The organism is Streptomyces sp. NPDC104309 (assembly GCF_055584025.1).
In genome coordinates this window covers 39,507-58,270 of the sequence record NZ_JBVJMV010000032.1, presented here as the reverse complement: position 1 = coordinate 58,270, position 18,764 = coordinate 39,507, and the positions used below count along the sequence as shown (strand labels likewise).

At 70.0% G+C, this 18,764-nt stretch carries 12 protein-coding genes; 7 read left to right on the top strand and 5 right to left on the bottom strand.

Annotated elements, in window-relative coordinates:
- Positions 1-44: 44 nt before the first annotated feature.
- From ACZ68L_RS33600 to ACZ68L_RS33585, 4 genes are all read left to right on the top strand, one after another.
- Entirely contained in the window at positions 45-2,996 is a 2,952-nt protein-coding gene (locus ACZ68L_RS33600) for an FAD-binding and (Fe-S)-binding domain-containing protein (protein ID WP_469584755.1), read from the top strand.
- Positions 2,997-3,299: 303 nt separating this feature from the next.
- Positions 3,300-4,754, top strand: coding sequence for a Gfo/Idh/MocA family protein (locus ACZ68L_RS33595; RefSeq protein WP_469584753.1), 1,455 nt, complete (start codon positions 3,300-3,302; stop codon positions 4,752-4,754).
- A 182-nt stretch (positions 4,755-4,936) separates the two neighbouring features.
- On the top strand, positions 4,937-6,832 hold the full coding sequence (locus ACZ68L_RS33590) for an ABC transporter transmembrane domain-containing protein (protein WP_469584750.1): 1,896 nt from the start codon (positions 4,937-4,939) through the stop codon (positions 6,830-6,832).
- Positions 6,829-8,610, top strand: a complete 1,782-nt coding sequence (locus ACZ68L_RS33585) for an ABC transporter ATP-binding protein (protein WP_469584748.1) — start codon at positions 6,829-6,831, stop codon at positions 8,608-8,610. Before ACZ68L_RS33590 ends, ACZ68L_RS33585 begins: the two co-directional genes overlap by 4 nt.
- A gap of 509 nt (positions 8,611-9,119) precedes the next feature.
- Here the strand turns inward: ACZ68L_RS33585 and ACZ68L_RS33580 are convergent.
- The 4 genes from ACZ68L_RS33580 to ACZ68L_RS33565 are packed head-to-tail and all read right to left on the bottom strand — an operon-like array spanning position 9,120 to position 13,134.
- On the bottom strand, positions 9,120-10,004 hold the full coding sequence (locus ACZ68L_RS33580) for a nucleoside hydrolase (protein ID WP_469584745.1): 885 nt from the start codon (positions 10,002-10,004) through the stop codon (positions 9,120-9,122).
- A 55-nt stretch (positions 10,005-10,059) separates the two neighbouring features.
- Positions 10,060-10,926, bottom strand: coding sequence for a carbohydrate ABC transporter permease (locus ACZ68L_RS33575; protein ID WP_469584742.1), 867 nt, complete (start codon positions 10,924-10,926; stop codon positions 10,060-10,062).
- Between the two features lie 4 nt (positions 10,927-10,930).
- Complete coding sequence (locus ACZ68L_RS33570) at positions 10,931-11,842, bottom strand: carbohydrate ABC transporter permease (protein WP_469584740.1); 912 nt, start codon at positions 11,840-11,842, stop codon at positions 10,931-10,933.
- Positions 11,839-13,134 (bottom strand): extracellular solute-binding protein, encoded by a 1,296-nt coding sequence (locus tag ACZ68L_RS33565; RefSeq protein WP_469584737.1) that lies wholly within the window; start codon positions 13,132-13,134, stop codon positions 11,839-11,841. Before ACZ68L_RS33565 ends, ACZ68L_RS33570 begins: the two co-directional genes overlap by 4 nt.
- A 115-nt stretch (positions 13,135-13,249) precedes the next feature.
- Here ACZ68L_RS33565 and ACZ68L_RS33560 point away from each other — a divergent pair, with 115 nt between their 5' ends.
- The gene (locus ACZ68L_RS33560) at positions 13,250-14,308 is read left to right on the top strand and encodes a LacI family DNA-binding transcriptional regulator (RefSeq protein ID WP_469584735.1); all 1,059 of its coding nucleotides are present in this window, start codon (positions 13,250-13,252) and stop codon (positions 14,306-14,308) included.
- 25 nt (positions 14,309-14,333) lie between these two features.
- Here ACZ68L_RS33560 and ACZ68L_RS33555 read toward each other — a convergent pair whose 3' ends face one another.
- Positions 14,334-15,125 carry a metal-dependent hydrolase gene (locus tag ACZ68L_RS33555; RefSeq protein WP_361457165.1) on the bottom strand — a complete coding sequence of 264 codons (792 nt, stop codon included), beginning with the start codon at positions 15,123-15,125 and terminating at the stop codon, positions 14,334-14,336.
- Positions 15,126-15,263: 138 nt separating this feature from the next.
- On the opposite strand from ACZ68L_RS33555, the gene ACZ68L_RS33550 reads away from it, so the two are divergent.
- Positions 15,264-17,777 (top strand): DEAD/DEAH box helicase, encoded by a 2,514-nt coding sequence (locus tag ACZ68L_RS33550; RefSeq protein WP_469584731.1) that lies wholly within the window; start codon positions 15,264-15,266, stop codon positions 17,775-17,777.
- A gap of 49 nt (positions 17,778-17,826) precedes the next feature.
- Positions 17,827-18,699: an acyl-CoA thioesterase gene (locus ACZ68L_RS33545; RefSeq protein ID WP_469584728.1), complete on the top strand. Its 873-nt coding sequence runs from the start codon at positions 17,827-17,829 to the stop codon at positions 18,697-18,699.
- Positions 18,700-18,764: the final 65 nt, after the last annotated feature.

Below are 18,764 nucleotides of genomic sequence, written 5' to 3'. Positions count from 1 at the left end.
CCGTATGGAACCGAACAGAACAGAACCGCCGAGGAGAGCCCGACATGCCACTGCTGGAGCCGAAGCCGGAAGCACTCCGCCCCGGTGCGGCGCGTACTCCGTCCCCGGACCGGGTCCCCGACCGACAGGCTCCGGGTACGCCGGAACCGCTGCGCGGCGAGCTGATCGACCTGCTGGGGCCGGAGAAGGTGCTGTGGAAGATCTCCGACCTGGTGAAGTACGCCTCCGACGCCAGCCCCTACCGATTCGTCCCCCAGGTCGTCGTGGTCCCGGAGGACATCGACGACATCTCGGCGATCCTGTCGTACGCGCACGGCAAGGGACGCGAGGTCGTCTTCCGGGCCGCCGGCACCAGTCTGAACGGCCAGGCCCAGGGTGAGGACATCCTCGTCGACGTACGCCATCACTGGGCGGGCATCGAGGTCCTGGACGGCGGCGCGCGGGCCCGCATCCGGCCGGGGACGACGGTCCTGCGGGCCAACGCCGCCCTCGCCCGGCACGGACGGCTCCTGGGGCCCGACCCGGCCAGCGCGATCGCCTGCACGATCGGCGGAGTCGTCGCCAACAACGCCTCCGGGATGACCGCGGGAACGACCCGCAATTCGTACCGAACCGTCTCCTCCCTCACCTTCGTACTGCCGAGCGGCACGGTCGTCGACACGGCCGACCCCGCGGCGGACGAGGACCTGGCCCATGCCGAACCGCGACTGTGCGAGGGGCTGCTGGCGCTGAAGGCGGAGATCGAGGCCGATGCCGGGCTCACCGCCCGGATCCGCGCCAAGTACGAGATCAAGAACACCAACGGCTACCGGCTCGACGCCTTCCTGGACGGATCGACGCCCGTGCAGATCCTGCGCGGTCTGATGGTCGGCTCCGAGGGCACCTTCGGCTTCATCTCCGAGGTCGTGTTCGACACCCTGCCCCTGGACCGCCGGGTCTCCACCGCCTTGCTCTTCTTCCCCTCCCTCACCGCGGCGGCCGCCGCTGTGCCCCGGTTCAACGAGGCGAGAGCGATCGCCGTCGAACTGATGGACGGCAATACGCTGCGCGCGTCGGTCAGCGTCCAGGGCGTGCCCGCGGACTGGGCCGAGCTACCCAAGGAGACCGCGGCGCTGCTGGTGGAGTTCCGCGCTCCTGACGAGGCGGGGCAGGAGGAGTACGAGCGGGCGGCGGCGGCCGTGGTCGAGGGGCTCGACCTGGTCGCCCCCGTGGCCTCGGTGACCAATGGGTTCACCCGCGACGCCAAGGTCATCTCGGGCTACTGGAAGGCCCGCAAGGCGTTCGTCACCGCGGTGGGCGGCTCCCGGCCCACGGGCACGACGCTGATCACGGAGGACTTCGCGGTGCCGCCCTCCCGGCTGGCCGACGCCTGCGAGGCCCTGCTCGCACTCCAGGCGGAGCACGGCTTCGACGCCGCCGTAGCCGGTCACGCGGCGCACGGCAATCTCCACTTCCTGCTCGCCTTCGACGCGGCGAAGCCGTCCGACGTCGACCGCTACGCCGCGTTCATGGACGACTTCTGCCGACTGACGGTGGAACGCTTCGACGGATCCTTGAAGGCGGAGCACGCCACCGGCCGCAATATCGCCCCCTTCCTGGAGCTGGAGTGGGGCCCGAAGGCGACCGAACTGATGTGGCGCACGAAGCAGATCATCGACCCCGACGGGGTTCTGGCGCCCCGGATCGTCCTCGACCGCGACCCGAAGGCCCATCTGCGGGGGCTGAAGACCATCCCCGAGGTCGAGCTGATCGCCGACCCCTGCATCGAGTGCGGCTTCTGCGAGCCCACCTGCCCCAGCCATGACCTGACCACCTCGCCGCGCCAGCGGATCGTGCTGCGCCGGGAGATGATGCGACAGCCCGGCGGTTCACCGGTGGAGGAGCGACTGCTGGACGCGTACGGCTACGACGCGGTCGACACCTGTGCGGGCGACTCGACGTGCAAGCTCGCCTGTCCGGTCGGCATCGACACCGGCGCGATGATGAAGGACTTCCGTCACCAGCGGCACTCCCCGCGCGAGGAACGGATCGCGGCACTCACCGCGAAGAACTTCAAGGCGGTCGAGGCGGCGGCACGGCTCGCCGTCGCCGCGGCCGACCGGATCGGGGACCGGATCGGCGACGGACCGCTGGAGACCATCACCGGGCTGGCCCGTAAGGCCGTACGCCCGGACCTCGTGCCCGAATGGCTGCCCGAGATCCCCGGCGCCGCCGCGCGGAAGCTGCCCCGCACCTCACGCGTCGGGGCGATCGCCGTCTATTACCCGGCGTGTGTCAACCGTATCTTCGGCGGTCCCGAGGGCCATCGCGGCCCGTCGCTGCCACAGGCCGTCGTCGCCGTCTCCTCCCGTGCCGGAAAGCCGGTATGGATCCCGGATGACGTCGCGGGGACCTGCTGCGCGACGATCTGGCACTCCAAGGGGTACGACGAGGGCAACACCGTGATGGCCAACCGCATCGTGGAGGCGGCCTGGGGCTGGACGGCGGGCGGAAAGCTGCCGCTGGTCGTCGACGCCTCGTCGTGCACACTGGGCATCGCCCATGAGGTGGTGCCGTACCTCACCGACGACAACCGCGAGTTGCACCGGGAGCTGACCATCGTCGACTCCCTCGTCTGGGCGGCGGACGAGCTGCTTCCCGAGCTGACAGTGCTCCGCAAAATCGATTCGGCGGTCCTGCACCCGACGTGTTCCATGCAGCACCTGGACGACGTGGAGCAGCTGCGCACGGTCGCGGAGGCCTGCGCCGAGGAGGTCGTGATCCCTGACGACGCCGGGTGCTGCGCCTTCGCGGGCGACCGGGGCATGCTCCACAAGGAACTGACGGCCTCCGCGACGGCGAAGGAAGCGGCCGAGGTCAACACGCGGAAGTACGACGCGTATCTGTCGGCCAACCGCATGTGCGAGATCGGTATGGACCGGGCCACCGGGCACTCGTACTACTCGGTGCTGATGGAGTTGGAGCGGGCCACGCGGCCGGGGGCCGTCGTGCGGTGATCACCGGGGCTGTCCGGTCGACCGGCTCGTCCACGGTCGGCCGCCGGTCCTGACCCAGGGTCTTTCGTTCGGATCCTGCCGGGCTCGCGTGCCCCGGCGTGATCCAAACGAAAGACCCTGGTCCGCAATCGCCGGGTGGGCTCGGATTCCGAGCCGACCCGGCGATTGCGTGTGCACGAAAGTCCATGGTTTCGGAGCAGGAGTCCAATCACTCCCCTTGCGCATCAGCAGCCTCAACTACCAAGGTCCTTGGCGAGGTTCATGCACCAGCCGCGCACGACAGACCCCCCTTCTGGAGGATCGATGAACGACGCAGCACAGCAGAACGACGGTACACAGGACGGCGACGAAGGCTCGATGAGCCGCCGCTCGGTCCTCTGGACGACCGCCGGAGTGGCCGGCGCCGGGCTCGGACTCGGCGGTCTCGGCAGCGGCACCGCAGCCGCCACCACGCCCGGCCGGGGCCCGGAAGCCGCTGTCACGGAACAGCCGGCCGCTCCGAAACGGCGGGGGCGCACCATGGTGGGAGTGCCGTTCGAGCGGCGGTCCACCGTCCGGGTCGGCATGGTCGGCCTCGGCAACCGCGGCGGCAGCATGATCGACCTCTTTCTGGCCGTCAGCGGCGTACAGGTCGTCGCCGTCTGCGACCCGGTCAGGGCCAAGGCCGAAAGGGCGGCGGCGAAGGTGACCGCCGCCGGTCAGCCGGCACCCGCCGTCTACACCAGCGGCGAGGACGACTACGAGAATCTCTGCAAGCGCGGGGACATCGACTTCGTCTATGTGGCGACTCCCTGGGACTTCCACTTCGAGATGGCGAAGACCGCCATGCTCAACGGCAAGCATGTCGGCGTGGAGTGTCCGATCGCCCTCCGGCTCGACCAGCTCTGGGAGTTGGTCGATCTCTCCGAGCACACCAGACGCCACTGCATGCAGCTGGAGAACTGCTGTTACGGGCAGAACGAGATGCGGGTGCTGCGCATGGCGCATGCCGGGCTCTTCGGTGATCTGCTGCACGGCGCGGGCGCGTACAACCACGATCTGCGTGGCCTGATGTTCGACCCGAACTACTACGAAGGTCCCTGGCGCAGGCTGTGGCACACCAGGTTGCGGGGCGATCTCTACCCCAACCACGGCTTCGGTCCGGTCGCCAACTACATGGACCTCAATCGCGGCGACCGTGCGGTGAGCATCACCAGCGTCGGTTCGCCGTCCCTGGGGCTCGCCGAGTACCGCGAGAAGAACATGCCGGCCGGTGATCCGAGCTGGAAGGAGACCTATATCGAGAGCGACCGGACGATCAGTCTCGTCCAGACCGCCAAGGGACGGGTCATCCGTCTGGAGCACGATGTGTCCACCCCGCATCCGTACTCGCGGATCAACAGCCTCGGCGGTACGAAGGGGGTCTTCGAGGACTACCCGGCCCGCATCTACATCGAGCCCGACCACACGAACGACAACTGGGGCGACTTCTCCACGTACGCCCAGTGGGACCACTGGCTGTGGAAGGAGCACGCCAACCCGCCCGGCGGACACGGCGGCATGGACTACATGCTGGTGTTCCGGCTGATGCAGTGCATGCGGCTCGGCCTCGTGCCCGATTTCGACGTGTACGACGCGGCGACGTGGACGTCGCCCGTGCCGCTCAGCCATCTGTCCATCAAGGCGAAGGGCGCCCCTCAGCAGATCCCGGACTTCACGCGCGGTGAGTGGAAGAAGGCCCGCTCCGGTATGGATTCGGAGAATCCGGAGAAGGGCTGACCGGCCGGCACCACGGGCTGTACGGCCCGGCTCGACCGGGGCCGGGCCCACACCCCGTCGGTCTCTCGACCATGGCGCGATTCATGCCGTTCATGGAGAAAATCAATTGCTCCGACGGACGTCCCGGAGAGAACCTTGCACGGTTTGAGTCATTCAACGAACAAACCGACACATGGGACGTCATGCAGATTCGCGATCTTCCGTACTCGGATCCTGGCGATCCCGATGTCCGGTCAGGGCCACGCTTCCTGCTCTGGCTCGGGCGCAATCAGCTCCGTGGCCAGCTCAAGGCCATGTCCTGGGGCCTGTTGCACCAGTGTTCGCTGGCCGGGCTGCCACCTGCCGTCGGCTTCGCCGTGCAGGCCGTCGTCGACCGGTCGGGCAGCCGTCTCGCGTGGGCGGGCGGCCTGATCGCGGTCCTGGGTGTGCTGATCTCACTGGGCGACACCATGCTCCACCGGACCGCCATCACCAACTGGATCACCGCCGCCGCGCGCGTTCAGCAGCTGCTGGCCCGTAAGACCGCGGAGCTCGGCTCGGCGCTGACCCGCCGGGTCGCCGCGGGCGAGGTCGTCGCGGTCTCCACCGGTGACGTCGAGAAGATCGGCTGGTTCGTCGAGGCGCTCTCCCGCTTCGCCGCGGCCGCGGCCGCCCTGGTGCTGATCTGTGCGGGGCTCGTCCTCTATCTGCCGTCGCTGGGCATCCTGGTGACACTCGCCATGCCGTTGCTGGCCCTGGCGGTGCTGCCGCTCCTCCCCCGGGCCACCCGGCGCGCCGACCTCCAGCGGGAGAAGGCAGGCAAGGCGACCGAGCTGGCCTCGGACACCGTCGCCGGGCTGCGGGTGCTCCGCGGGATCGGCGGCGAGGAGCTGTTCCTCGGCCGCTACCGGCGTGCTTCCCAGGAGGTCCGCAAGGCCGCGGTGCGCAGTGCGCGGATGTGGTCGCTGATCTCCGCGATCCAGGTGCTCCTGCCCGGCATGCTGCTCATCTCGCTGGTCGTGTACGGGGCGACGCTGGCCCGCGACGGCAGGATCGACGTCGGCCAGCTGGTCACGGTCTACAGCGCGGCGACGCTGTTGCTGTTCCCGCTGCGTCACTTCGAGGAGATCGCGATGGCGTACTCCTTCTCGCGGCCCTCAGCCAAGCGCGCGGTGCGGGTGCTCTCGCTGCACCGTACGGACCGGCTCTCGACCGTCGACGCCACCCCGGCCGGCGATCTGTACGACCCGGTCACCGGCCTGATGGCCCCGGCCGGTCTGTTCACCGCGGTGGTCTGTGGCGATCCGGACGAGGCGGGACGGCTGGCCGAACGGCTGGGCGGACACGCCCACGCGGGAGCGGACCGGGGCACGGACGTGGACACGACGGTGAAGGGAACGCACAGCGGACCGGCTGCCGGAACGGATGACGCCAAGGACGGCATGGTGGCGGAGCAGACCCTCCCGTCCGTCCTCCTCGGTGGCGTGCCGCTGGACGAACTCCCGCTGGATTCCGCCCGGACGGCGGTGCTGGTCCAGGACAAGGACCCGGTCCTGCTCTCCGGCACACTGCGCGAACTGCTCGATGTTCCGTCGTCGGGCCGGGTGAGCGCCGAGGACGCACTGTCCGCCGCCCAGTGCGGTGATGTGCTGGACTCGTTGGCGCAGACGTCCGCGACCACGGACGACGGCCCGATGACGACACGCATCACCGAGCGCGGGCGTTCGCTCTCGGGTGGTCAGCGCCAGCGGCTCGCCCTGGCCCGCTCGTTGGTGACCGACCCGGAGGCGCTGGTTCTCGACGAGCCGACCTCCGCCGTCGACTCGCACACGGAGGCCCGGGTCGCCGCCGGAATCAAGGCGCTGCGCCAGGGGCGCACCACCGTGGCCTTCGCCTCGTCGCCGCTGCTGCTCGACCTGGCGGACCGGGTGGTACTGGTGCACGGGGGCGTGGTCGCCGCGGTCGGCACACATCGTGAACTGCTGCACTCGGACGTCCGTTACCGGGCGGTCGTGACGCGCGAGACGGACGACGAGATCGCGGCCCTGGCCTCTCAGGGCACGCTCAGGACGATCGAGGAAATCGAGGAACGGGCATGATCGGCGTCGCAGAACCGGCGTACGACCCGGCCGCGCCGGAGTCGGCGACGACCCTGCCGGTCGGCACCCCCACGACCGTACGAAGGTATGTACGGGAGCTGCTGGGGCGCCATCGCAGGCCGTTCGCCGTACTGGTGTCGTTCAACGCCATCGCGGTCATCGCCTCGATCGTCGGCCCGTATCTGCTGGGCGGGCTGGTCGAGGATCTCTCCGACGGCGTCACCGACCTCCATCTGGAACGCACCGCCGGAGTGTTCGCGCTCGCGCTGATCGTGCAGACCGTGTGCACCCGGATGATGCGTCTGCGCAGCGCGATGCTCGGCGAGGAGATGCTGGCCGATCTGCGCGAGGACTTCCTCGTACGCTCGGTGGGTCTGCCACCGGGCGTACTGGAGCGGGCCGGGACGGGTGATCTGCTCTCCAGGATCACCACGGACATCGACCGGCTGGCCAACGCGATGCGTGAGGCCGTGCCGCAACTGGCGATCGGTGTGGTGTGGGCGGCGCTGCTGCTGGCCGCGCTGACGGCGACGGCTCCGCCGCTGGCGCTCTCGGTGCTGATCGCCCTGCCCGTCCTGATCATCGGCTGTCGCTGGTACTTCAAACGGGCCCCGTCCGCGTACCGTTCGGAGGCCGCGGGGTACGCGGCGGTCGCGGCGATGCTCGCGGAGACCGTGGACGCCGGGGGGACCGTGGAGGCACACCGTCTGGGTGCGCGCAGGGTGATGCTGTCGGACCGGCGGATCAAGGAATGGACTGCTTGGGAGCGGTACACGCTGTTCCTGCGCTCCGTCCTCTTCCCCGTCATCAACACCACCTATGTGACGATTCTCGGTGCGGTGCTGATGCTCGGCGGCTGGTTCGTCATCGAGGGCTGGCTGACCGTGGGGCAGTTGACGACGGGTGCGCTGCTGGCGCAGATGATGGTCGATCCGATCGGCCTGATCCTGCGCTGGTACGACGAGTTGCAGGTCGCTCAGGTGTCGCTGGCGCGGCTGGTCGGCGTGCGGGACATCGAACCGGACGCGGGCAACGCCGAGGTGGTCCCGGACGGTCGGGACGTTCGGGCCGACGAGGTGCGCTTCGGCTACCGCGCCGGGGTCGACGTTCTGCACCGCGTCTCGCTGGACGTGGCGCCGGGCACACGCCTCGCGCTGGTCGGCCCGTCCGGGGCCGGCAAGTCCACGCTGGGCCGGCTGCTGGCCGGTATCTACGCGCCGCGTACGGGTGAAGTGAAGCTCGGCGGCGCGGAGTTGTCGCGGATGAAGGCCGAGGACGTACGCACGCATGTGGCGCTGGTCAACCAGGAGCACCATGTGTTCGTGGGTTCACTGCGGGACAACCTCCTGCTGGCCCGAGCCGGTGCCGGGGACGCCGAGCTGTGGGCGTCGCTGGCCGCGGTCGACGCGGACGGCTGGGCGCGGGCGCTGGAGGAGGGGCTGGACTCCGAGGTCGGCTCCGGCGGTCTGGCGCTGACACCGGCTCAGGCCCAGCAGATCGCACTGGCCCGGCTGGTCCTCGCCGATCCGCACACATTGGTGCTGGACGAGGCGACGTCGCTGCTGGACCCGCGGGCCGCCCGGCACCTGGAGCGGTCGCTGGCCCGAGTGCTGGACGGCCGGACGGTCGTGGCGATCGCCCACCGGCTGCACACCGCGCACGACGCGGATGTGATCGCGGTGGTGGAGGGCGGCCGGATCAGTGAACTGGGCAGCCATGACGAGCTGGTGGCGGCGGACGGTGCCTATGCGGCGCTGTGGCGGTCCTGGCACGGCTGAGCAGCGATCACCTCCGAGGTGCCGTACGGCGCCCGGTCCGCCGGACCGTCCCCGGCGGCTGACCGGTTGGCCGATCCCACGTTCCTGGTGACCGCGCCGGCGCAAGAGGTCACGAGGCCGCGCTCTCGGGCGCCGAGTCCGGCCGCCCGGTCGGCGGCGGTGGAGGTGGACGCGGTGGCCGTGGCGCCGGGAGCCTGTCCGGTGGTGGGTTTCGGCCCGGAGATCTAGGTGCTGACCGGTCCGACGCGCGGTGTGTGTCGGACCGGTCGGCCGGGACATCTCGACTCACGCGGGCAAGGGGCTCCGACCGGGCCGCCCGCACCGCGCCGGGACCGTCGGGCCGGAGCGCCACGAGGTGACCCTCGGCGGAGTACGCGCACCGGCCGGGTCGGCCCGGTGCGGTGGGGTCGGCCGGGGGCCGGGGCATCGGTGCGTACCACCGGAATCACCCCGACCGAACCGGCCACGACGGCACCGCTGCCGGTACCGCCGCGCCCGGCGGCAGGTGTTCAGTCGCGCCGGGAGGCCCGGACGATCCGGGCGACGATCTCCTCCGCGATGGCCGCCACGTCGGCGTCCACGACAAGGTCGACGTTGCCGTCCTGGTCGGCCGTGAAGACGGTCAGTCCCTCGTCGGTGACCTCGACCGTGCCGCGCTCGGTGGTGTAGAGGTCGGGGCGCAGCAGGGAGAGCGCCGTGATCGGGTCGTGCGGGACGCTCCACGGTTCACCGGTGAAGCCGGTCCAGGCGTCGATCTCGCGGGCGAGTGCGGCACCGTAGGCGCCGGCTTCCCGGATCGCCTCGATGCCGGGCCGTTCGATGCGCAGCCTTGTGGTGATGTCCAGGCCGGTGACGACAATGCGGATGCCGGAACCGAAGACGACGCGGGCGGCCGTGATGTCGCTGACGATGTTGTGCTCGGCCTTGGCCCCCGGCCCGAAGCTGCCGCCCATCATGTACAGGGTGCGTACGCCCGCGGCGAAGCGGTCGTCGAGGCGGATCGCGCGGGCGATGTTGGCCAGCGGGGCGATGGCGATGAGGGCGGTCGCGCCGGGCCGGGCCAGGACGGAGTCGACGAGGAAGCGGTCGGCGGCGACGGTGTCGCGTACCGGTTCGGTCTCCAGGTCGGTGAAAGCCCTGCCTTCGTGTCCGGCCCACCAGACCTCCTTGCCGGAGAGGGTGTCGATGGCTCCGGGGACGACGGTGAGATCGTGGCCGGCGAGGGCGCCGAGCCGGTGTGCGAGGCGGGCCCGGAGCAGGGTGTCGCCGTAGACGGTGGTGATCCCGGTGAGGCGGGCCTCGGGCGAGCCGAGCAGTACGCCGAGGGCGAGCGCGTCGTCGACGTCGCTGCCGATGTCGGTGTCCAGGAGGATGTCGGCGGGGGGATGGGTCACGGTGTTCCTCGGTTCGTGGGGATGGGCTTCGTCGGACGGCCGGTGCGGCCGGCGGTCACTTCAGACCGCTGCCCGCGATCGACTGGGTGAAATACCGCTGCAGGCGCAGCAGGACGACGAGCGGGATGACGGTCAGGACGACGGCGGCGGCGAACACCTGGCCGTAGTCGACGACCATCTGGCCCTGGAGGGTGCCGAGTGCGATCGGGCCGAGTTGCTTGTCCGGTTCGGTGCCGACGAGCAGCGGCCACATGTAGGACTGCCACTGGAAGGTGAACAGGGTCAGTCCGGCGCCGATCAGCGCGGGCCGCGACAGGGGCACGTAGATCCGCAGGAAGATGCCCCACCAGCCGAGCCCGTCCATGCGGGCGGCCTCGACGAGTTCGCGCGGGATGGCCAGGAAGAACTGGCGCAGCAGGAAGATCGCCAGGCCGTTGCCGATGCCGGGCAGGACGAGTCCGGCATAGGTGTTCTGCAGACCCCAGTCGCGGAAGACGTCCGAGAGCGGGATCGCTATGGCGTCGAACGGGATCATGAAGCTGAGCAGGATCACGGCGAAGACGAGCCCGCGGCCTCGGAAGGTGAACACCGAGAGCGCGAACGCGGCCATCGCCGAGAGCAGCAGCCCGAGCAGGACGGTGGCGGCGGCCACGCCGATGGAGTTGAGCACGGCGCGGCCGAAGTCGCCCTGGAAGAGCGTCACATAGTTGTGCAGCGTGGCATCGGTCGGGATCAGGCTGCTCCAGGAGAGCCGGTCGAGTCCGGCCAGGACCTTGTCGCCGGGGCGGAGCGATCCGGTGAGCACCCACAGGAGCGGAAGGGCGAAGAGCACGCCGATGACGACGGCGGTGGCGAGCGGCATGTGCCTCAGCGCGGAGGGGCGGCGTCCCGTCGGCTGCTGGGGGGCGGTCGTTGTCTTCATCGGTTCACTCCTCGCCCTTGCCCTGCATCATCCGGAACTGGACGGCGACGACCGCGAGGGTGATCGCGACGAGCACCACCACTTCGGCCTGGGCGAAGTTGATGTCGCCGACGCTGTAGGCGCGGCGGAACACGTCGTACATCATGAGATTGGTCGAGCCGTCGGGACCGCCGCGGGTCAGCAGTTGCACGGGGGCGAACACCAGGAAGTTGGAGACGGTGTCGGCGACCAGTACGAAGGCGAGCGGGCGGCGCAGCAGCGGCAGCGTGACATGGACGAACCGCTGCCAGGCGGAGGCGCCGTCGACGGCGGCCGCGTCGTAGCACTCCTGCGGGATGTCCTGGAGCCCGGCGATCAGGAACATCATCCAGTAGCCGACGCCGACCCAGGACATCAGCACGATGACGGCGAAGAGCGCCTGTTGCGAGCTGGTGAGGAAGGGCTGCGGCGGAATGCCCATCGTGCCGAGGACGGCGTTGAGGGGCCCTTCGGGGCGGTAGAGGATGCCCCAGATGACCGCGGAGACGGCCGGCGGTACGGCGATGGGTGCGAAGACCAGCGACCGCCAGAAGCGGACGCCCGCGAAGCGGCGGTTCAGCAGGACGGCGAGACCGAGTGCGATGAGCACCTGGAGCGGGTTGATGACCAGGCTGAACAGCAGCGTGACGCGGACGCTCTGCCAGAACTGGCTGTCGGCGAAGAGGTCAGCGTAGTTGTCGAGGCCGACGAAGGTGGTGACGCCGTCGACGAGGCTGTGGTGGCGCAGGCTGCTGATGACCGCCATCGCGGCGGGCAGCAGTCGCAGGACGACGAGGGCGAGCAGCGCGGGTGCCAGGAAGTACAGGGCGGTCCTGCCCTGCGAGGCGGGGCGGCGGCGCGGGAAGCGCCGCGGGGATCGGGGCGCCGTGGTGGTCATCGCAGTCGCTCCCAGGTACGCATCAGTTCTCCGGATGCCTTGACCAGCCGGGGTTCCACGGCCGAGCCGTTGCGGATGTCGGAGAAGGCGGAGGCCATGACGGTCTCGAACTGGGTGTAGCCGATGCTGCGCGGCCGGCTGACGGCGGTGTGCGCGAGTTCGTACCGCATGATCGTGGCCACGCCTGTGGTGCTCCTGGTGGCCTTGTGCTCCAGGTTCGCCGCGTAGCGCTCGAAGGCCGCGCGGTTGGACGGGATGAGCGGGGACGCCTCGACGGTTTGCAGGCTTCCGCCCGTGGTGAGCGCGGCGTATTCCATGAACCGCAGTGCCGCGTCGGGGTGTTGGGCGTACGGGTTCACTCCCCAGGACCAGGAGTCGGTGGGGGTGACGGCGCGTCCGTGGGCGAACTTCGGCTGCGGCGCGGTGCCCCAGGTGAAGTCCTTCAGTCCGGCGAAGGCACCGAGGTTCCAGGGGCCGCCGACGAAGAACGGCACCCGGCCGGAGGTGAAGAGCGAGGAGAGCTGGTACGAGGGGATGCCGCGCGGCGAGGAGCCGTCGGCGAAGAGCGTCCGGTACCAGTCGAGGGCGTCGATCCAGCCCCGGGTGGTGACGGCGGGAGTGAGCATGTCCTTGCCGGTGATGCCGGAGCCGCCGTGCAGGGACTCGACGAGCGGCTGGAGCCCGTAGTACAGGTCGGTCTGTTCCAGCAGCAGGGCGTGGTCGGCACCGGCCCGTTCCATGGTGCGGCGGCCGACGCTCTTGGTCCTCTCCCAGCTCCAGCGGTCGGCGGGGGCCGCTCCGGGCAGGGGTGCGCCGGCCCTGGCCAGCAGGTCCGCGTTGTAGAAGAGGTACTGGGTGGACGTCCAGATCGGCAGCGAGCGGAGCCTGCCCTGCCAGGAGCTGACGCCGTACTGCTCGGGGGTGACGGCGGCCCTGGCCCGGCCGGCGATCGGGGTGAGGTCGGTGAGGAAGCCGCGCGCGGTGAGCGCCGGTACACGGGGCTGGTCGACCGCGTACACGTCGATCGCGTCGTCCTTCGCGGAGAGCCGCAGCTGGAGGACGTCACCGAGCTGGTCCGGCGGTACGGGGGTGTAGTCGATCCGCAGGTCGGGATTGGCCCGCTCGAAGCCTCGGATGACCGCCCGGAACGTCTCGGGGGTCTCCGGGCCGAGGAACCGGACGGCTGTTCTGCCGTCCGCGAGACGGCCGCCCGAGCAACCCGCCAGGGCCGCGGCCGACGCCACGCCGAGTGCGGCACCGAGCACGGTTCTGCGGCTTGGAGAGCTCGTCATACGGCTCTCCGGCCTGCGATGGACATCAAGTCTCCAAATCGTTTTGCATCCTTGATTCGGCGCATGTGCGGCGCGATCGCAAGCACCATACAAAACGTTTTGCACAATGGATAGAGTGACCTCGAACACCAGGACAACATTCCTGGACGACAGCGGGAGGCCGATGGTGCAGGGCGGGAGCCGGGTCAAGATCGTGGATGTGGCGTCCGAGGCGGGCGTCAGCGTCACCACGGTCTCCCATGTGCTGAGCGGTCGCCGCCCCGTGTCGGCCACCACCCGCGCCCGGGTCGAGGACGTCATACAGCGCCTCGGCTACCAGGCCGACCCGTCGGCGCGCGGCCTGCGTACCCAGCGCACCCGCACCCTGGGGCTGGTCGTCCCGGACATCACCAACCCGTTCAACACCTCGATCGCCGCGGGCATGCAGGAGATCGCCCTGGCCCATGAGTACCTGACGGTGGTCTGCGAGGCCCCCATGGACGGCCCGCACCTGCCCGCGGTGATCCGGCAGCTGGTGGCGCGCCGTATCGACGGCATCGTGATCGGCCGGTACGGCGCCGCCCGACGCGACCTGGAACGGATCGTGGCCTCGGGTTCGAAGCTGGTGCGGCTCGGCGGGCGCCTGGAGCCGGAGCTCGGCGACGTGGTCAGGGCCGCCGAGACCGAGGGAATGCACGATCTGGTCAGCCATCTGGTGGGCCGCGGCTACCGGCGCATCGCGTTCATCGGCGGCGCGCCGGGGGTGGAGCCGGGCGAGGAGCGGTTCGCGGGCTACCGCAAGGCCCTGGAGTCGGCGGGGCTGCCGGTCCCGGGCGAGCTGGTCGTCTGGACCGGCTTCACCCGCGAGGGCGGGCGGGCCGGTGCGGCGGCCGTACTGAACGCGGCACAGCGCCCGGACGCCGTGGTCTGCGCCAACGACCTGATCGCGATCGGCGCACTGGACACGGCACGGGCCGCCGGACTGCGCGTACCGCACGACGTGGCGATCACCGGGTACGACGACATCGAGGCCGCCTCACTGGTCTCCCCCGCGCTCACCACCGTGCTCAACCCGGCCCGCGAGATCGGGCGTTCGGCCGCACAGCTGCTGGTCGACCGCCTCGACGGGGACTGCGCGGGAACGGCCAGGGAGATCGTCCTGGCCCACCGGCTGGTACCGCGCGAGTCCGACTGAGCGCACCGGGTGCCGGGTGCGGCGGTCAGATGAAATTCAGCGCCGCCGCGCCGCCCAGTCCCCCGAGCACCATGAAGACCGGCATCAGCACCTTCAGCTCCACCCAGCTGCCGGCCCGGAACCGCATGCCCTTCGGCGGCCCGATCGGGTACCACCGCTTGCGGCCCAGCGGGATGGGCCACAGGATCGGGCAGCCGGAGACGGTCAGCGCGTCACCGATGTCATGGACGAGCGCCCCGAGCACGATCGGCAGCCCGAGCCACAGATACTCCTGGCCGGGGGCGCTGAACAGCCAGTCCGAGCCATTGCCCGGCTTGTCCAGGACGCCCGCCAGTATCCAGGCGCTGGTCGCGCCGAGCAGCCACACCAGGACGTCGCTGGACATCCGGGCGGCCCGCCACAGCAGTCCTTCGACGGCGAGCACCAGGTGGACGAAGAGGATCGCCAGAACCGCCCACCGCCCGCCGGTGATCGCCGCGGCGGAGGCCCCGGCACCGATCAGGACCGCCCACAGCCAGGTGTGCGTCAGGGTCCGGTGACCGCCGTTGCGGTGCGAGTCGCCACGCATCTTGGTCGCCTTGTAGACGGCGTGCGAGAGCTTGTCGACGATCTCGCAGAGTCCCCGGGACACCGGCCCGAAGGCGCGCGAGATGGTCGCGGACTTGTGGTCCAGGTCCGGGGCCAGCGCGGCTCCGGCGGTGATCAGCGCCCCGACGACCAGGACGGGCCACGGCATCGCGTGGCCGGCGGCCGCCGCCGCCGCGCCCACCCCCAGCCAGGCCGCCGCCCCTGACAGAGAATGTGCCGGTCCCATCATGGTTCTTCCCGCCCCCAAAGTCGTCCTGCCGCCATTGCCGCCCAGGCACGGCCGAGTTGAGTGGGCAGCGTATCGTCCGTGATCTTCATACGGTCGTCCGGTTCCCTCATCCGGGCGGAAGGCAGGCAAGATGGGGGCGTGACCCTTATCGATCAGCTGCCCCCGACCGACGACCCCGACGCCCTCTTCGAGGCATTCTCGTCATGGACGAAGACGCGGGGCATCACCCTCTATCCCGCTCAGGAGGAGGCGCTGATCGAGGTGGTCTCCGGCGCGAATGTGATCCTTTCCACCCCGACCGGATCCGGAAAGAGCCTGGTCGCGGCTGCTGCGCACTTCACGGCGCTGGCTCAGGACAAGGTCACCTTCTACACCGCGCCGATCAAGGCACTGGTCTCGGAGAAGTTCTTCGACCTGTGCAAACTGTTCGGCACGGAGAACGTCGGCATGCTCACCGGCGACGCCTCGGTCAACGCCGATGCCCCGGTGATCTGCTGCACGGCAGAAGTGCTGGCCTCCATCGCGCTGCGTGACGGGAAGTACGCCGACATCGGCCAGGTCGTGATGGACGAGTTCCATTTCTACGCCGAGCCGGACCGCGGCTGGGCCTGGCAGATCCCGCTCCTGGAGCTGCCGCAGGCCCAGTTCGTCCTGATGTCGGCGACGCTCGGCGACGTCAGGATGTTCGAGGAGGACCTGACCCGCCGCACCGGCCGCCCCACATCCGTGGTGCGCTCCGCGACCCGGCCGGTGCCGCTCAGTTACGAGTACCGGCTGACCCCGATCACCGAGACCCTCACCGAGCTCCTGGAGACCAGGCAGTCGCCGGTGTACATCGTGCACTTCACCCAGGCCGCTGCCGTCGAGCGGGCACAGTCCCTGATGAGCATCAACATGTGCACCAAGGAGGAGAAGGAGAAGATCGCCGATGTGATCGGCAACTTCCGCTTCACCACCAAGTTCGGCCAGAACCTCTCCCGCTATGTGCGCCACGGCATCGGGGTGCACCACGCGGGCATGCTGCCGAAGTACCGGCGCCTGGTGGAGAAGCTCGCCCAGGCAGGCCTGCTGAAGGTGATCTGCGGTACGGACACCCTCGGCGTCGGTGTCAACGTACCCATCCGCACCGTGCTGTTCACGGCGCTCACCAAGTACGACGGCAACCGCGTCCGTACGCTGCGGGCCCGGGAGTTCCACCAGATCGCGGGCCGCGCGGGCAGGGCCGGGTTCGACACGGCGGGCTTCGTCGTGGCGCAGGCGCCCGAGCACGTCATCGAGAACGAGAAGGCCGTCAAGAAGGCGGGCGACGACCCCAAGAAGAAGCGCAAGGTGGTCCGCAAGAAGGCTCCCGAGGGCTTCGTCGCCTGGTCGGAGACCACCTTCGACAAGCTGATCCAGTCCGATCCGGAGCCGCTGACCTCCCGCTTCCGCGTCACGCACACGATGCTGTTGTCCGTGATCGCGCGTCCCGGCAACGCCTTCGAGGCGATGCGGCGCCTGCTGGAGGACAACCACGAACCGCGCAGGGCGCAGCTGCGTCACATCCGCCGGACCATCGCGATCTACCGCTCGCTGCTGGACGGCGGCGTCGTGGAGCAGCTCGACGAGCCGGACGCGGAGGGCCGGCTCGTCCGGCTCACCGTCGATCTCCAGCAGGACTTCGCGCTCAACCAGCCGCTGTCCACCTTCGCGTTGGCCGCGTTCGACCTGCTGGACCCCGACTCCCCCTCGTACGCGCTGGACATGGTCTCCGTCGTCGAGTCGACGCTCGACGACCCGCGGCAGATCCTCGCCGCCCAGCAGAACAAGGCGCGCGGCGAAGCGGTCGGGCAGATGAAGGCCGACGGCGTCGAGTACGAGGAGCGCATGGAGCTGCTCCAGGACGTCACGTACCCGAAGCCGCTGAGCGAGCTGCTGTGGCACGCCTACGACGTGTACCGCAGGAGCCACCCGTGGGTGGGCGACCACCCGGTGTCGCCCAAGTCCGTGATCCGTGACATGTACGAACGCGCCATGACGTTCACCGAGTTCACCTCCCACTACGAACTGGCCCGCACCGAGGGCATCGTGCTGCGCTATCTCGCGAGCGCGTACAAGGCTCTGGAACACACCATCCCGGACGACATCAAGTCCGAGGACCTTCAGGACCTGATCGCCTGGCTCGGCGAGATGGTCCGCCAGGTGGACTCCAGCCTGCTCGACGAGTGGGAGCAGCTCGCCAACCCGGAGGTCGAGACCGCGGAGGAGGCGCAGGAGCGGGCCGACGAGGTCAAGCCGGTCACGGCCAACGCCCGCGCCTTCCGGGTGCTGGTCCGCAACGCGATGTTCCGCCGGGTGGAGCTGGCCGCGCTGGACAAGGTCGGCGAACTCGGCGAGCTGGACGGCGACGCGGGCTGGGACGAGGACGCCTGGGGCGATGCGATGGACGCCTACTGGGACGAGTACGACGATCTGGGCACGGGCCCGGATGCCCGCGGGCCGAAGCTGCTGAAGATCGACGAGGACGCCGCGCACGGTCTGTGGCGGGTCCGGCAGACCTTCGCCGACCCGAACGGCGACCACGACTGGGGCATCAGCGCGGAGATCGATCTGGCCGCGTCCGACGAGGACGGCCGGGCCGTGGTCCGCGTCACCTCCGTCGGTCAGCTGTGAGGGCGTACGCCGTGGGGGCGGCGCCGCTGCGAGAGTGGAGACGAGCCACATGACGAACCCCGCCGAGCGCTTGGTCGATCTGCTCGACCTGGAGCGGATCGAGGTCAACATATTCCGTGGGCGCAGCCCGCAGGAGTCCCTGCAGCGGGTCTTCGGCGGGCAGGTCGCCGGACAGGCCCTGGTGGCGGCCGGCCGTACCACCGACGGGGAGCGGCCGGTGCATTCGCTGCACGCCTACTTCCTGCGTCCGGGTCGTCCGGGTGTGCCGATCGTCTACGAGGTCGAGCGCATCAGGGACGGCCGGTCGTTCACCACCCGCCGGGTCACGGCCGTCCAGCAGGGCCGGACGATCTTCAATCTGACGGCGTCCTTCCACCGCCCGGAGGAGGCGGGCTTCGAGCACCAGCTGCCGCCCGCCCGTGAGGTCCCCGACCCCGAGGAGCTGCCGACCGTGGCCGAGGAGGTGCGCGAGCACCTCGGGGCGCTGCCGGAGGCGCTGGAGACGATGGCTCGTCGGCAGCCCTTCGACATCCGGTACGCCGACCCGCTGCGCTGGACTCAGGAGGAGGTCGAGGGCGCGGACCCGCGCAGCGCCGTCTGGATGCGCGCGGTCGGCCCGCTGGGCGACGACCCGCTCGTGCACACCTGCGCCCTGACCTACGCCAGCGACATGACGCTGCTCGACGCGGTCCGTATCCCGGTGGAGCCGCTCTGGGGTCCGCGCGGCTTCGACATGGCGTCGCTGGATCACGCGATGTGGTTCCACCGGCCGTTCCGGGCCGACGAATGGTTCCTGTACGACCAGGAGTCGCCGGTCGCCACGGGCGGACGGGGGCTGGCGCGCGGCCGGATCTATGACCGCGGGGGCAATCTGCTGGTTTCCGTGGTTCAGGAGGGGCTGTTCCGCCGCCTGGACGCGTAGGGCCTCTCGTTCGGATCATGCCGGGCCCGCGTGCCCCGGCACGGGGCCCCGCCCGCCGATCCGGC

What these genes read in the sequence shown, in the direction of transcription:
- ACZ68L_RS33600 (WP_469584755.1), top strand. Translation starts at nt 45, where the DNA reads ATGCCACTGCTGGAGCCGAAGCCGGAAGCACTCCGCCCCGGTGCGGCG.
- ACZ68L_RS33595 (WP_469584753.1), top strand. Translation starts at nt 3,300, where the DNA reads ATGAACGACGCAGCACAGCAGAACGACGGTACACAGGACGGCGACGAA.
- ACZ68L_RS33590 (WP_469584750.1), top strand. Translation starts at nt 4,937, where the DNA reads ATGCAGATTCGCGATCTTCCGTACTCGGATCCTGGCGATCCCGATGTC.
- ACZ68L_RS33585 (WP_469584748.1), top strand. Translation starts at nt 6,829, where the DNA reads ATGATCGGCGTCGCAGAACCGGCGTACGACCCGGCCGCGCCGGAGTCG.
- ACZ68L_RS33575 (WP_469584742.1), bottom strand. Translation starts at nt 10,926, where the DNA reads ATGAAGACAACGACCGCCCCCCAGCAGCCGACGGGACGCCGCCCCTCC.
- ACZ68L_RS33570 (WP_469584740.1), bottom strand. Translation starts at nt 11,842, where the DNA reads ATGACCACCACGGCGCCCCGATCCCCGCGGCGCTTCCCGCGCCGCCGC.
- ACZ68L_RS33565 (WP_469584737.1), bottom strand. Translation starts at nt 13,134, where the DNA reads ATGACGAGCTCTCCAAGCCGCAGAACCGTGCTCGGTGCCGCACTCGGC.
- ACZ68L_RS33555 (WP_361457165.1), bottom strand. Translation starts at nt 15,125, where the DNA reads ATGATGGGACCGGCACATTCTCTGTCAGGGGCGGCGGCCTGGCTGGGG.
- ACZ68L_RS33545 (WP_469584728.1), top strand. Translation starts at nt 17,827, where the DNA reads ATGACGAACCCCGCCGAGCGCTTGGTCGATCTGCTCGACCTGGAGCGG.